This window comes from Mastigocoleus testarum BC008 (assembly GCF_001456025.1).
In the GTDB taxonomy this organism is placed as follows: Bacteria; Cyanobacteriota; Cyanobacteriia; order Cyanobacteriales; family Nostocaceae; genus Mastigocoleus; species Mastigocoleus testarum.
The window spans coordinates 12,889-27,547 of record NZ_LMTZ01000149.1 but is presented as its reverse complement, the minus strand read 5'-3'; the positions used below and the strand labels follow the sequence as shown (position 1 = coordinate 27,547).

Below are 14,659 nucleotides of genomic sequence, written 5' to 3'. Positions count from 1 at the left end.
TTGTTGATTTCATTCTTGATTGAGTCCGATAATATCTAGTTTAAATAACTCTAACCTTAATTGCACTAGTTAAATCATGCTTCATACTAAAACTACTTTTCAACTTGAGTGAAGGACTTTATAGGAATTTGTTCTTTTTTAGTTAAACATACAGCAATACCTTTTTCATAATAAGCAGCTTCATTGATAAAAACCGGATAAACTGTTGATTCACCTTCGTAAAAAATGGTTTTTCCTTCAAAGTTGAGAAACAGTGGGTCGCCAGGATTAAGAGGTGCGTAATCTTTAAATTGTAATTGTGGATGAATCATTGCTTGTATCCCCTCTTCATCTCGTGGATAGTCAACAATTTCGGTACATCGATAAATGGTTAGTTGGGAAGGTGCTGTTGGTGCTTGACCTCGGTTATAAGCATCGATGTAGTCGAGAATCATACAAAGTAGTTTTTCTGTTTGCTCAAAAAACCATGCATTCAATACTCCTTGAGCAATTGGTCCAATTTCAATGGTCAATCCCAGTTCAAATCTTGATCGCAAAAAGCAGCGATCGTGACTTTGCTCCCACTGGTAAACTTTAATTGTTGGATCGATATTGCTTAAATAAGCTGCTAATTGTAGATTGAATGGACTATCGCTAACTGGAATGATGGTCAATCCCATATTAGCGGTCGTACTGTGCAAATCGAAAATCGCATCAACCTTAGAATTTTCTTCTGCAGCTAATACTTGATGAATTACCTTGGCTTGTTTATCTTCATAACTGGAACGCTGAGGATTTTCAAGGTCTTTAATAGAAAAACAACGGTTTAAGTCCCGATCTACATAGCGTCTTGCAACTGCGAATGCTTTGGGATTTGCTAGCAGAGTTATGGTTTCGAAACTGGAGCGTTTTACTAAGTCGGGAAAACGTTCCAACTTTTTTACTAAATAAGCTCCCGTAAATTCGTTACCGTGAGTTCCACCAATGATTGCAAGTCGTCTAATATGATTTGCACCCATAAAATATATTTCTCCTTTGTTTGAGAGAATTTTTTAATCTTTTTGAAGAACCTTTAATTCTTGTTCGCTCGAAAAACTATCTTCTCAGGTCTTTAAATGAAGTTTCTTGATAAATATTTGCTTTATTAGCCTTTTCAGCTTGTTTATAGTTTATCTGAATAAATGTATCTTCTTGTTTAAAAAAAACAGTATCAATCGACAATATACGTAAAAATTGTAACAATAAAATAAATGTACAAAGATAAGTATGATTTTTCTTGTAGGTAAGTATTAACTAGTAAATATAATTGCTAGAGTTAAATTTTCTATGGGTAAATACTGACAAGAATAAAGTTAAATACTATGACTATTGTCAATTCTTATTAATATCTATACCTATTACACTAAATCTAGGAGTTATAACCATCGTGAAAGCAACGAGTTTTCCTAGTTCTAAACTAGAAGCAACAGAAAAAGTACTCGATATCAATTATGTCTTTGCTCGTCACGAGACATTTCATCCTCGCCATGGTTGGTTGACACTCCCTGGTCTAAAGACGCAGAGATTCTTGGTTCGGTAACTCGCCGTTAGACAGCAGACTTGCGCCAACTGACTGCATAGGGCAAATCTCCCCAAGCGTAAGTACAAGCCATTGAATTGAGTTCGTCCGCAAAAGGAAACTCAGCAGATAACACTGCACAATATTTATTCAATGCATATTTATTGACTTTTTTATCCTTGTTGTCCATCCAGTACCCTAAACATTTGTTACGCACAAATTGACTTGTACGAATAGCATCGTCGACACAGCAAAACTGCTTTTCTCTTCCTTTTAGCTTGAACTCAAATATTTTCATTGACCCGACCTATCAATATTTATTAGTAACTATTTTGTTATCATACACGATAACTTTTTATTCTGTTTTAGTTAACATTTAAGTAAACGTGAATGTTAAAATACCACCTGCTATTTAATCACTGGAAGTATGGGAAAAGCAGGTCGAGCACTAAGGAAAGTATTAGAGTCTTACAACATTAGTCAAAGCCTATTAGCTAGAGAGTTGGGTGTTGAACGTCCCATTGTCTTTCGTTGGTTTCATGAACGTACAGACCCTACAGCGGAAAGAGTGGTGGAGATTGTTCAAACTTTACGACATATCAACATATCTGCTGCGACAGATTTTGTAGAAGCATACTTAGGAAATGTGACACACACAACTCAGATAAATTCAGAACAAAAGCTACCTCAATCAGAACGAGTTAATGTCTCAATATTGTCTCAAGTTTTTCACAATACAACTAACTCTTACAAGTATCTATTTTTTCTCTCAATATTAGATATCATCGCAAGAAGAAAATTTGATACATTATCACCTATTAGCTTTCGAGAAATAGTTGTAGAGATGTTGGCAAATGCTTGGTATCCTCACACTTACTTTAAACTTTCCTTTGGAAGGCAAGACCAAGTTACAAATAAATTAGATTCTCTAAACTTAGAAATTAGCGGGCCAATCTTAAAATTTAGAGATGCTGATAAAAAGTTTTTACGAAAAACACTTCATTATCAAAACATTGATGACATTATTAATTTTATAAGTAGGTATGTTCCCTTTCGCCTTATTCGTCCGTTTTTTACCTCAGAAACTAAGGGTTTAGCAGATGCAAAAATAAATCAAATTCTTGTCAGTCTAACCTATGATAAATTTGAATTAACAAAACCTATTTATTGCTTTGACTCTCAAAAATTAAAAAATTGTACGGCAATTGTTTTACATCAAGACTGGGTAGAATATATTGCAGAAAACTATTCAGTTATTAGAGGCTGGGTATCTTGGAAATGGCTTTGCTATATGCAAAGATGTAATCCAAATGTACCAGCGATCGCAAATAAACTATTTCCCCCACAGCAAAGAGAATCATTAACAAGTCAGACTAAATTCTGGAAACTTGTTTTAGAAAATACAGAGGCTCACTGTATTTACTCTAACTTTGCTTTAAATACAGACAATTTATCTCTTGACCATTATTTACCTTGGTCTTTTGTTGCTCACGATCAGCTTTGGAATTTGATTCCGACAATTCCATCAGTTAATTCTAGTAAATCGAATAATATCCCATCAGTAGATAAGTATTTTATTAAATTCGTTGAACTTCAGCATATTGGTTTGATGATTTCTTCTGAGCATCTTCCAGAAAGACAATGGAATAAATATATTGAATCATATCTAACTGACTTAAAAATATCAGATCAAAATAACTTGCTTGATTTAGAGATTCTTCATTCTGCATATAGAAATACATTTCTTCCTCTATTATCTTTGGCTACTACACAGGGCTTTATGGCAGATTGGTCATATCAGAATACATAATTGACTAAATTAAGTACGTCAGATGAATAACTCATCCGGTATAGAAACTCCCTCCCACGTGCTCAAAGTAATGGATTTACCACTGGAGGTGATGGAAGGAGCGCTGCGAATTGGTATCGGTAAATTTACAACAAACGAAGAAATTAAATGTGCAGCAGAAATATTATCATCTGCGATCAATTTAACTCGTAAGGCTATGCATCGTAAAGCTTAGAATTTGTTATTTCTCTGTTTATTAAATGTATAGCACTACGTAATTAGTTTAGGACATTGCTAAATGCTGTTCTTCATAGACGTACTAAAACCTGTATAGCACTACATCGCGAGGTTAGGACATTTATAAATCCTAAAGTCTATATATAGTAAGTTTATGTCCTACGGACACGCGATGCTAATGACTTTTTACTTGCACGTAGCGCTATATCTATCCCACAAGTAAATTTTCCTCAGGATAGTGGATACTAGTAGGTCGGGGATCGCCAAGAATCGCAGACATTAATAGCAGCACCCCAACTCTACCAATATACATGGTGACAACTAAAATCAACTTAGCTGGAATTGATAAAGCAGCAGTAATACCAGTTGAAAGACCAACTGTAGCAAAGGCAGATACTACTTCAAAGAATATTTCTAAAAATGATAAACTCGAATCAGTAAGGGAAATAACAGTAGTAACAACAATCACTGTTGCAACTGAGCCAACTAAAACACCAATGGCTTTGAGGACCAAAGGAATTGGGATTCTACGTTTATACAGCAAAACCTCCTCTTTTCCCTGCAAAATAGTTTTGGTACAACTAGTTAACACTCTCAAGGTGGTTGTTTTCATTCCCCCACCAGTACCACCAGGACATGCACCAATAAACATAAAAGCTATTGTGATAAATAACCCGGTATTAGTCATGCTACCAATATCAATACTGTTAAAACCAGCAGTTCTAGTAGTAACTGATTGAAACAAAGCTGCTAAAAACTTTCCGTCAAAATTTAAGCTTTTTAATGTTTCAATGTTTCTTAATTCCACACCAAAAAATGCAACAGTTCCAACTGCTAACAAAAATACAGTGGTGCTAATAGCTACTTTAAAATCTAAAGAAAAAATTTGATTTTCTCTTCTTCCCTGAAATCGATCGCGCAACCAAACAAAAGTTTCTAAAATTACTTGATAACCAATACCGCCAAAAATAATTAACCCACTAATAGTCAATATCACTAGTTTTGAAGACTGATATCCCGACAAGCTATCAGCAAACAGGCTAAAACCAGCATTATTCCAAGCGCTAACGCTATGGAAAATAGCTAGCCATAGTCCCTTAGCCCATCCATGTTCGGGTACGAATCCCCGAAGTAATAATAATATGCCTGTAATCTCAAAAATTAGGGTAGTAGCAATAATCGAACGAATAATTTTGGCGCTACCTTGCATCCCCCTACGGTCTAAAGCTTGCTGAATAGCCATCTTCTGTCTGAGGTCAAATCTACGCCCAGTTAGCAGAATCAGAAAGGTCGTAGTGGTCATATAACCCAAACCACCAATCTGAGCTAGCAGCAAAATGAACAGTTGACCCCAAAATGAAAAATATGTGCCAGTATCCACCACAGCTAAACCAGTAACGCAAACAGCCGAAGTAGCCGTGAATAAAGCAACAATAGGGTTATTCCAATTACCGCTGCTGGTAGAAAAAGGCATCATCAATAAAATAGTCCCAACAGCAATAACTGTGAGAAAACCAAAACAAATTGTACGAGAAACAGTCATTTAAAAATACAAAAACAAATGATTATACAGGATGATTTAGTTGGTACTATCCCGACGGAGAAAAACACCCTAATTCAAATAAAAACACATGGTAGCCTAACTTTATGTAGTTTTAAATTCTAACTTTTCTTAACATTGCTTACTTCATGAGTGCAACAATATACCAACAAATCCAGCAATTTTACGATGCTTCTTCTTCATTATGGGAAGAAACTTGGGGCGAACATATGCATCATGGTTTCTATGGTGTAGATGGTAAAGAGGAAAAAGACCGCAAACAAGCACAAATAGACCTGATTGAGGAAATACTTAGTTGGTCGGGGGTAGAACAAGCAGAAAACATTTTAGATGTAGGTTGTGGGATAGGAGGTAGCAGTTTATATCTTGCAGCAAAATTATGTGCTAAGGCGACAGGTATTACTTTAAGTCCGGTACAAGCGAAACGAGCAAACCAACGCGCTCGTGAACTAGGTTTTGCTGCTAGAACAAATTTTCAAGTTGCAGATGCTCAAGAAATGCCATTTGCAGATAATTCTTATGACTTGGTATGGTCACTTGAAAGTGGCGAACATATGCCAGATAAAACCAAGTTTATCCAAGAATGCTATCGCGTGCTCAAACCTGGCGGAAAACTTATCGTAGTAACTTGGTGTCATCGACCTACGGATCGATTACCCCTAACAGCACAAGAAGAAAAACATTTAGCTGAAATTTATCGGGTTTATCACTTACCTTACGTGATTTCTTTACCAGAATATGAAGCGATCGCTCGGAATATCTCTTTAAACAATATTCGTACTGCTGATTGGTCGCAAGCTGTAGCGCCATTTTGGGATTTAGTGATTCAATCAGCCTTCAATCCCAAAGCAATTTTCGGTTTGTTGACATCTGGTTGGGACACAATACAAGCTGCTTTGTCTTTAGGTTTAATGAGCGAAGGTTACAAAAGTGGGTTAATTCGCTTTGGCTTACTTTACGGGACGAAGTGAGTAATAAGTAATGAGTAATAAGTAATGAGTAATAAGTAATGAGTAATAAGTAATGAGTAATAAGTAATGAGTAATAAGTAATGAGTAATGAGTAATGAGTAATAAGTAATAAGTAATGAGTAATGAGTAATGAGTAATGAGTAATGAGTAATGAGTAATGAGTTATTCATTTCCCAGTCGCTATATGCTGCGCTAACGCCAATCTCTAATCCCCATGGCGGGCACGCAGTGCTATCACCATATGGCTAACACCACGTTACCGCTAACGCTAATCCCCAAATCATGAGTCAAATAACTAAACAATTAAGATCTCAAAGTAATTGGTTTTATTCTTTGTGGAAATTTTCCCGCCCACATACGATTATTGGTACAACCTTAAGCGTATTAGGCATATATTTGATAGTAATTTCTTTACTACCAGATTCTGAATTAAAGTTAGGAGTGTTTTTTGGTACTTGGATTTCTTGTTTGCTTGGAAATATTTATATTGTCGGATTGAATCAGCTTGAAGATGTGGCGATTGATAGAATTAACAAGCCACATTTACCACTTGCTTCGGGAGAATTATCGCTGCGTACAGGTAGGATAATTGTTACAAGTACAGGTATTTTATCTCTGCTTCTTGCTTGGTATCTGAGTCCGTTTCTGTTGGGAATGGTATCTATTAGTTTGGCAATTGGTACCGCTTATTCTTCACCACCAATTCGCTTAAAACGTTATCCTTTTTTAGCTGCATTATGTATTTTCTCAGTGCGAGGAACCATTGTAAACTTGGGTTTATTTCTGCACTTTAGTTGGGTATTTAAACAATCACAAATTATTCCACCACCAGTTTGGGCACTAACTTGGTTTATCCTAGTTTTTACCTTTGCGATCGCTATTTTTAAAGATATCCCTGATGTTGATGGCGATCTTGAGTACAATATCACTACTTTTACTATTCAATTAGGAAAAGAAACTGTTTTTAATTTGGCACGTTGGGTTTTAAGCGTCTCTTATGTCGGCATAATTTTAGTTGGGTTTTTGGATCTTGAGTTTGTTAACTCCTCTTTTCTAATGTTTTCCCACTTAACTGCGTTGATTTTAATGTGGTTTAAAAGTAGAGACCTAGATTTGCAAGACAAAATTGATACAACTAGTTACTACCAATTTATTTGGAAGTTATTCTTTGTTGAATATTTGATTTTTCCTTTTGCGTGTCTTTTGGCTTAAATCAACTAACTTCTTAGTAGTTATTTCAATCGCTACTTGTTATTAATTTAGTTCTTTAATTCCTAAATTTTGGGAAAACAAAATTTTTTACCCTTACTATCAAGACGTAATAATTGAAAATGATGCTGGAAAATTTACAATCAAATAATATTTTTGCGGTTGCTGTAGTTGCGGGTAGTATAGTTCTCTTAATTTACTTTGCTATTAAGACTTTAATCACCTCTAATCGCTTTCAGAAAGGCATAGATTTATATCAGCAACAAGATTATAAAGGTGCAGAAGCTGCATTTCGTAGAGTAATTGCAATTAATTCAACAAATGATGTTGTTCATCTATTCTTAGGTGATAGCTTGATGAAACAAGGTAAAGTTGCAGAAGCTGCTACTGAATTTAAAGAAATCATTAATCGTGCACCGAAAAAAGCTGAAGCTTATTTACGTTTAAGTAATGCTTTGATGGAAGAAGAAAAGAAAGAAGAAGCAATTAGTAATCTCAAAAAAGCCCAGGAATTATTACAAGCACAACGCCAACCAATAAAAGCTAAGAAAGTTGAAGAATTATTGCAGAAAATTAGTCAGAAGTAGGGGATTGGTAATAAGTAACAAGTAATAAGTAATAAGTAATGAGTAATAAGTAACAAGTAACAAGTAATAAGTAATAAGTAATGAGTAACAAGTAATAAGTAATAAGTAATAAGTAATAAGTAATGAGTAATGAGTAATAAGTAATGAGTAATAAGTAATAAGTAATGAGTAATGAGTAATGAGTAATAAGTAATAAGTAACAAGTAACAAGTAATGAGTAAATGATAACTGAGAACAATGTCTACATACGAGCGGATATATGAAGTAGTGCGCCAGATTCCTAAGGGAAAAGTAACTACTTATGGTAATGTTGCTGATTTAGCTGAACTCTATGGTAAAGCGCGCTTGGTAGGTTATGCTCTTTATCAAGTTGATAAGGATTCAGATATTCCTTGGCATCGGGTAATCAATGCTAAAGGTGAAATTTCCTATTCTCCACTACGTCGAGGTATGGACTATCTGCAACGAAATTTACTTGAAAATGAAGGTATTGAATTTAGTGCAGAAGGCAAAATTAATCTCAACAAGTATAAGTGGTAGTTGGGGATAGCACTGCGTGCCGCCTTGCGGCATATAGCGACGGCGACTGAGGATTGCTAATGGATAATTGGTTATCGTTAATTGCTAACTGAGAACCGTTAGCGGCTAGTGTAAGCGTACCGGTTTGGACGCGTCTAAAGACGAATGCACGCGGCTTGCGCCGTTAGCGTAGCAATAGCAATGCCTTACCTGCGGATCTGCCGTCGCCATAAAAGCTCTAGGTATTGCGTGCGCAATCTAGTGTAAGGGTACTGTAAGTATTGCGCATTAACTGTAGCCCGTAAGGGCGTGGCGCAAGCCATAAACTGTTAACTGACAACTTTAACTGACAACTGGTGATAGGTGAATGGGAGAACATAAGGGTAAGGTTTACCTTGTAGGTGCTGGACCAGGAGATATAGGATACTTAAGTTTGAGGGCTTATCAGCTTTTAGATCATGCTGATGTATTGGTATATGACGCCCTTGTAGATGCTAGTTTACTGGATTTGGTACCAAATAATTGCTTGAAGTTGGATGTAGGTAAACGCGGTGGAAAACCTAGTACTCCCCAAAATATAATTAATCAAATATTAGTTAAGTATTGTCAAGAAGGTAAACAAGTCGTTCGACTGAAGTCAGGAGACCCATTTATTTTTGGACGCAGTGCAATTGAAATTAATGCTTTGCGCAAAGAAGATTGTGAATTTGAAGTCGTACCTGGAATTTCCTCGGCTTTAGCTGCACCTTTATTGACAGGGATTCCTCTCACTGATAAAGTTCTCAGCCACTGTTTTGCTGTATTTAGCGGTCACGAACCAAATAACCTTGAGTGGGAAGCACTATCAAAAATAGACACATTAGTAGTTTTGATGGGTGGACGCAACATTACTGAAATAGTGAAGCGACTACAACAACATGGGCGTTCACAAAATACACCAATTGCTATTATTCGTTGGGCTGCAACAGCACAACAAGAAGTGTGGACGGGAACCTTAGAAACTATTCTGAAAAAAGTATCCGGAATAAATCTCTCACCAACAGTGGTTGTTATTGGTGAGGTCGTGGGGTTACGCTCGTTTCTAGAATTTGAGACTATGTATCTAAGGAATCCACTTAAGCGAGCATTACACTCGAAGAAAATGGCTATTCATGAAACAGAAAAACCCCGATCTACCGGTTCACAAGCTGTTACTTCTAAAAATTCGCAGCTTCCCCTTAATGGTAAAACAATTCTAGTGACCCGTGCCACTGGACAGTCAAGTGAATTTAAAAAACTTTTAAGTACATCAGGTGGCAATGTTATTGAAATGCCAGCATTGGAAATTGCTCCACCTTCTAGCTGGGAGGCTTTAGATGCTGCGATCGCGAATTTAGCTGATTTCCATTGGTTAATTTTGACTTCTGTTAATTGTGTAGATTATTTCTTTGAAAGATTGATCGCACGGGGTAAAGATATACGCGCACTTGTTAATACTAAAATTGCTGTAGTGGGGGAAAAAACTGCTCGAAGCCTTAAAAAACGTTGTTTACAACCAGATTTTATTCCACCAAATTTCATTGCTGATTCTTTAATAGAACATTTTCCAGAAGAACTAACAGGTAAAAAGATTTTGTTCCCCAGAGTTGAAAGTGGTGGTAGGGAAGTTTTAGTTAGGGGATTGACTGCACAGGGTGCACAAGTACTAGAAGTTGCAGCTTACCAATCTTGTTGTCCCCAGGGTGTTCCTCCTTCCGCTGAGTTGGCTTTGCAAAGTGGAGCGGTAGATGTGATTACTTTTGCTAGTTCTAAAACCGTAGCATTTTTCTATGAATTAGCAGAAAAAATATTTGCTGAAAATACTGGAGATACCCAATCATCTTTGTTGTCCCATTGTTTAGAAGGAGTTTGTATTGCTTCTATTGGTCCACAAACTTCTAAAACCTGCAATTCCTTAATTGGGCGCGTTGATGTTGAGGCACAAGAACATACCCTAGATGGGTTACATCAAGCACTCATTGAATGGGTTACAAATTACTCACACAATTAGTAATCAAAATGTAGAGACGTAGCAATGCTACGTCTTTATCGATAGTTTATTTGCATTTCATAAAAACTACGCAAAATTGTAGATTTATATATATTTTTGAGGATGGGTACCAACACTCAACAATCGTTAAATTCCCATCATAAAACACTGGTTTATATTCAAAAGATATCATGCAGAAAGATTACTCCGAGCTACCTGGTCAGCGGTAATAGCAACAGGTAAAAGTGGGCTGTGGAGAAAATCAAGGTTCCAATTGTGCTTTCAATAGTGCTGAATCAGTTTCTCCCGTCATCGGATGATAATTTGAGTCTTCTTCGGGGTAAAAAGGAACTTCGACTAACTCATCCTTTTGACACATTTCCTTACGCATGTGGTAAAACTCTGCTTCAATATTTTGAGTGTAATTTAGCAAAAGAGGTTTGTATTTTGGAGAGGTGCGTTTTTCTATCTGTTCAAATAAGATTTGTTTGGATTTATCTATCATTTCCCATCTCACTCCAACATTTGGCATAACCATTACACACAAGCGTACCAATTCCTGTTTTACAGATTGCTGATTTCCCTCTAGTACACATAGCCACAAGTAAGCTTGGAACATGTCGAAGTCACGAAGACAAGAGTGTGCTACATCTGGATTGCCCAATCCTCCTCTTGCACTACGATGAGCGGGAAACGATTCTAAAAGTTTCCAGTAAACTGTCGAGCTAATTTCAGAGGTTTGAGGAAACATTTGTTCAACTAAAGCTAAAGGCTCTGAGTCTCGTTCATGTTGGGCTGCTGCTGCACAGATTCGTTGCCAGGGAATGGCGACATGTTCTTCAATAAATTTAAAGTAAGGACATACCAATACTTTTTCAACTGACGTCAACTGGTTGACAAGAAATTTGTTTGTAAAATTGAATAATGTTGTAAGAAAGCCAACCACACGCCAATTTTTTGCCATCAAGTGTAAGTCTTGATATTTAAACAGCAAAGCTTCTAATTGATTTGCTAAATCTTCTACTTTTGGGATTGTAGATAAGGTAAGATTAAATTGATCAGAGTCATTGATTGTTGCTTTTAGATTTTTTGTAGTGTTGACAACAACTCCATACTGCTGTTGATAGGACTCTAATAATCTTTGATAAATTTGAAACGCGAATTCAGTAATTCGCTGCCCCATATGAAATTCACCAATAATCTCGGGGATATAGTCGTATAGAGATTGTGCTTGAGTGGCAATCTGATTGGTTGTGCGATCTAAGGAATTATTCAATAATTTAGCAGCTGTTAGAGATCGAGATTCCGGCGAAGCTGCATTTATCAATTCTCCATAGAATTTAGGATTTTGGGAGAGAGAAGATATGTCAACTGTGTAACGCTTTCCCCAAAGTTCAATCATGCGCTCAGACGAAGGAGTTCTAGTAATATCAACTATTTGAAACATGCAGATATTTAAAAATTTAAGGTAGGGAACATTTAGTAACAATATACATCCATCAGATGACTAAAAAATCTAATCTTCTGTCATTTTTTTATACTGATTCAATTTAGCTAGGATTAAGTTGTTAAATGTAATACCTTGCAATTAAGATGTATTAATTTAAGTATCGTAAAATTTAAAACAATTTCCCCAAATATTAACTATCAAATAGATTCTGAAAAGTGTGGACGTAATAAAACGACAATAAAGAATTAAAATAATTGATTGTTTTAATAATATCAAAAGTTAATGTTAAAACTATGTGACATTTTTGACTGCTTTGTCGTACTGACGGGCTTAGTTACAGACTAAAACTGAGCAAAAAAAGCACAAAGGTAAATACATTTAATTTTACTATAAGTAGTATAAGAATTTAAATAAAAATTAGACAAAGAAGGAATCACAAATTTTTTTCAATTAAAACATAAATAAGAATTAGCTTTTATATTGATATTACTTGTATAGCAATCCTAAATCATTCGTGTTAGCCGCATCAAAGATGAACGCGTAAGCGTACCGTAGGTAAGAACCGATATTGTAGAGCTTTTAATGAACTAGTAAAATATTAACTAAAAATTAAATTAAAAAGTTCCACGATTTTTACATACAACTGATTTCATTTAAGTGAAGTACACATATTTTTTATAATGTAGGGAACAGGGGAAATGTACCTCATTTACTTGCAAAGTGCTGTATAAACAAAATAAATAAACAAAAACGGAACAGTGAATGCGTGTGATGGGGCTTTGAAAACCCCCACCAACATTTACCATCAACGCTTGTGGGGGACTTAAACCCAATATTTTTATTTATTAGGGACCAGGAAAAAGGTGATGTCTACCTGTTCCCTGCTTTTTGTTTCCCATTATCTTCTTGTTTACTTAAATTTTCATCCGTTTCTGAAGACTCAATAGGAGTATTAGCTGGAAATAAAGCAACTACATGAGGAACTGGACGGGGTTTGTATCCCACCAGCGATTCACCCTTATAAGCTAAGGAAGTACTTGCACCAGAGTCCAACATCACTGCTTCTTGTAAACCAGCTTCAGCTAATACTTTTCCTAGTCTTACTGAATCAATTGGTTTTGCACTAACTCCAATAGTTGGTTGTCCATTTTGATTAATACCCCAAAAAGCCCGGAAACGTATTGCGTCAAAACCATAAAGGTCACCAAATGTTTCTCTAGGTTGAGGTTCTCCGTTTTTGACTAACCAAGCAGCAGCGACAAAAGCATCATTAACAGAATTTAGTTCCGATTGTATCCCTTCCAAGGTGTTATGTTTCTCGGAATTAAAAAACACAAATTTTGCCATTTTGTTGTTAATCAAAACTAGAGGACGACCTGTTAATTTGGGAATTTCTCCAGGATTCCCAGGAATAAAACCTTCACCTCGTTGGCTTAAAACTGGTCCAATCATCACATTGGAGTTGAGGTATTTAAGAGAGAAGAAACCACCATCTACTGCAGCAACAGCACCTGTATTTTTGATAATGTCTGGAACCTGATAGCGAGTATCAGCATGAATAGTTTCAGGTTTACCGCCAGAAATTAAGATTAGGGGAGTTCTACCAATTCTAACTTTTTCTTTGTGGATTGTTGCTTGGAAGTCGAAACCACACTTTGGTAATGATGGACCACCTGAAGCTTGCTTAACAATTTCCTCTAAACTAGACTGACCAAAACGACCGATTGCAAATAAGTCTTTAGACTCACCAGCAAATATTTCCTTATTGTCATCCATTGCTAATGCAGCTACATACCTGGCTTCTTTAACAAGCTCTTTTACTCTATCATTGTGCTTCCCGGCTGGATAAGTAAAGTAATCAATAGATTCCCCTAATTCCCTTTCCAGAATATTTTTAGACTCTACGATTTCTTCCTGGAGTTCCTCATCAGACATCTTTGTCAAGTCTTGAGGGTGGGTTTTACTGTGACTGGAGATTGTAACTAATGGAGACTTTGACATTATTTTTAATTGCTCCCAAGTTACATGGGAACGACCTGTATCGATCCCCATATTTTTGGTGTAAACAGAAAATACAGCTGGATAGTTATATTTTTGCAATAAAGGATAAACATACTCGTAGTGACCCCCATAACCATCATCAAAGGTTAATAGAATCGGTTTTTCTGGTAAGGGATTTCCAGTACGTAAATGAGTAATTAGTTGATGTAAGCTAATGGGGGTTAACCCTTCTGATTTAATTAGTTCAAAATCCGCTTCTAATTCTTTAGGGGTAACGTCAAAAAATACTTCCTTCTTCGGTAGGATGTCATGATACATGACTACCGGAACTTTAGCTTTTTGCGCTCGCTCATGGATATTTGGGAAAGGTGCAGCTGTCAAAGTCAAAGTATCGGGGTAATCAGTACTTTTGAAGGTTATTTCTGCTGCAACTGATGTTTTATCGTTATCGGGCTCAAAATTCCTCCCGACAGTTTCGTATTTATCGCAAAATTGCTCTAATGCAAGTGGCTTTTTAATATAATTATTAACGTTTAAAGTCTTAGGTACTTCTAATTCATTTAATGATAAAGAAAAATTACCAATTCGACTAATAAATAAACTTAAAGGAAGAACTAAACCTGGAACTACCAATGCAAGACCGAAGAAAGCAACGTATCTGTAACGTTTATTTGGTCGGGAAGATTTATTATTTTTAGGCACCATGTTTATAGCTAAAAAATGTTAGCAAATAAGAACCAAACTCAACCGTTGCAAACACATGCAATTATATTATTCTCGTAATAAGATT

Annotated in this window: 12 protein-coding genes and 1 pseudogene; 8 read left to right on the top strand and 5 right to left on the bottom strand. The window is 36.0% G+C overall.

What is annotated here, in order from left to right; genetic code table 11:
- Positions 1-92: 92 nt before the first annotated feature.
- Positions 93-998, bottom strand: coding sequence for an aspartoacylase (locus BC008_RS39935; RefSeq protein WP_027841727.1), 906 nt, complete (start codon positions 996-998; stop codon positions 93-95).
- 407 nt (positions 999-1,405) lie between these two features.
- Here BC008_RS39935 and BC008_RS50070 point away from each other — a divergent pair, with 407 nt between their 5' ends.
- Complete coding sequence (locus BC008_RS50070) at positions 1,406-1,558, top strand: DUF4007 family protein (protein ID WP_161938217.1); 153 nt, start codon at positions 1,406-1,408, stop codon at positions 1,556-1,558.
- Between the two features lie 67 nt (positions 1,559-1,625).
- On the opposite strand, the pseudogene BC008_RS39930 reads toward BC008_RS50070, so the two are convergent.
- Positions 1,626-1,835, bottom strand: a pseudogene (locus tag BC008_RS39930) (RNA-guided endonuclease TnpB family protein); the annotation flags it as partial.
- A gap of 129 nt (positions 1,836-1,964) precedes the next feature.
- Between BC008_RS39930 and BC008_RS39925 the strand changes: the two are divergent.
- Together BC008_RS39925 and BC008_RS39920 are read left to right on the top strand one after the other, a co-directional pair.
- Entirely contained in the window at positions 1,965-3,347 is a 1,383-nt protein-coding gene (locus BC008_RS39925; protein WP_027841725.1) for an HNH endonuclease domain-containing protein, read from the top strand.
- A gap of 22 nt (positions 3,348-3,369) precedes the next feature.
- Positions 3,370-3,561, top strand: a complete 192-nt coding sequence (locus BC008_RS39920; RefSeq protein WP_027841724.1) for a hypothetical protein — start codon at positions 3,370-3,372, stop codon at positions 3,559-3,561.
- 210 nt (positions 3,562-3,771) lie between these two features.
- Here BC008_RS39920 and BC008_RS39915 read toward each other — a convergent pair whose 3' ends face one another.
- On the bottom strand, positions 3,772-5,106 hold the full coding sequence (locus BC008_RS39915) for a TrkH family potassium uptake protein (RefSeq protein WP_027841723.1): 1,335 nt from the start codon (positions 5,104-5,106) through the stop codon (positions 3,772-3,774).
- A gap of 146 nt (positions 5,107-5,252) precedes the next feature.
- Here BC008_RS39915 and BC008_RS39910 point away from each other — a divergent pair, with 146 nt between their 5' ends.
- The 5 genes from BC008_RS39910 to cobA all read left to right on the top strand — a co-directional run bounded on the left by BC008_RS39910 (position 5,253) and on the right by cobA (position 10,439).
- Positions 5,253-6,095 carry a methyltransferase domain-containing protein gene (locus BC008_RS39910; protein WP_027841722.1) on the top strand — a complete coding sequence of 281 codons (843 nt, stop codon included), beginning with the start codon at positions 5,253-5,255 and terminating at the stop codon, positions 6,093-6,095.
- Positions 6,096-6,377: 282 nt separating this feature from the next.
- The gene (locus BC008_RS39905; protein ID WP_027847005.1) at positions 6,378-7,307 is read left to right on the top strand and encodes a homogentisate phytyltransferase; all 930 of its coding nucleotides are present in this window, start codon (positions 6,378-6,380) and stop codon (positions 7,305-7,307) included.
- A 122-nt stretch (positions 7,308-7,429) separates the two neighbouring features.
- Positions 7,430-7,891 (top strand): tetratricopeptide repeat protein, encoded by a 462-nt coding sequence (locus BC008_RS39900; RefSeq protein WP_027847006.1) that lies wholly within the window; start codon positions 7,430-7,432, stop codon positions 7,889-7,891.
- 237 nt (positions 7,892-8,128) lie between these two features.
- Complete coding sequence (locus BC008_RS39895; protein WP_027845269.1) at positions 8,129-8,431, top strand: MGMT family protein; 303 nt, start codon at positions 8,129-8,131, stop codon at positions 8,429-8,431.
- Positions 8,432-8,777: 346 nt separating this feature from the next.
- A complete protein-coding gene (gene cobA / locus BC008_RS39890) occupies positions 8,778-10,439 on the top strand; it encodes a uroporphyrinogen-III C-methyltransferase (protein WP_027845270.1) in 1,662 nt (553 codons plus the stop codon).
- A 241-nt stretch (positions 10,440-10,680) separates the two neighbouring features.
- Here cobA and BC008_RS39885 read toward each other — a convergent pair whose 3' ends face one another.
- Together BC008_RS39885 and BC008_RS39880 are read right to left on the bottom strand one after the other, a co-directional pair.
- A complete protein-coding gene (locus tag BC008_RS39885) occupies positions 10,681-11,865 on the bottom strand; it encodes a hypothetical protein (protein WP_063800855.1) in 1,185 nt (394 codons plus the stop codon).
- An 873-nt stretch (positions 11,866-12,738) separates the two neighbouring features.
- Positions 12,739-14,574 (bottom strand): polysaccharide deacetylase family protein, encoded by a 1,836-nt coding sequence (locus tag BC008_RS39880; RefSeq protein ID WP_058184588.1) that lies wholly within the window; start codon positions 14,572-14,574, stop codon positions 12,739-12,741.
- Between the last annotated feature and the right edge of the window lie 85 nt (positions 14,575-14,659).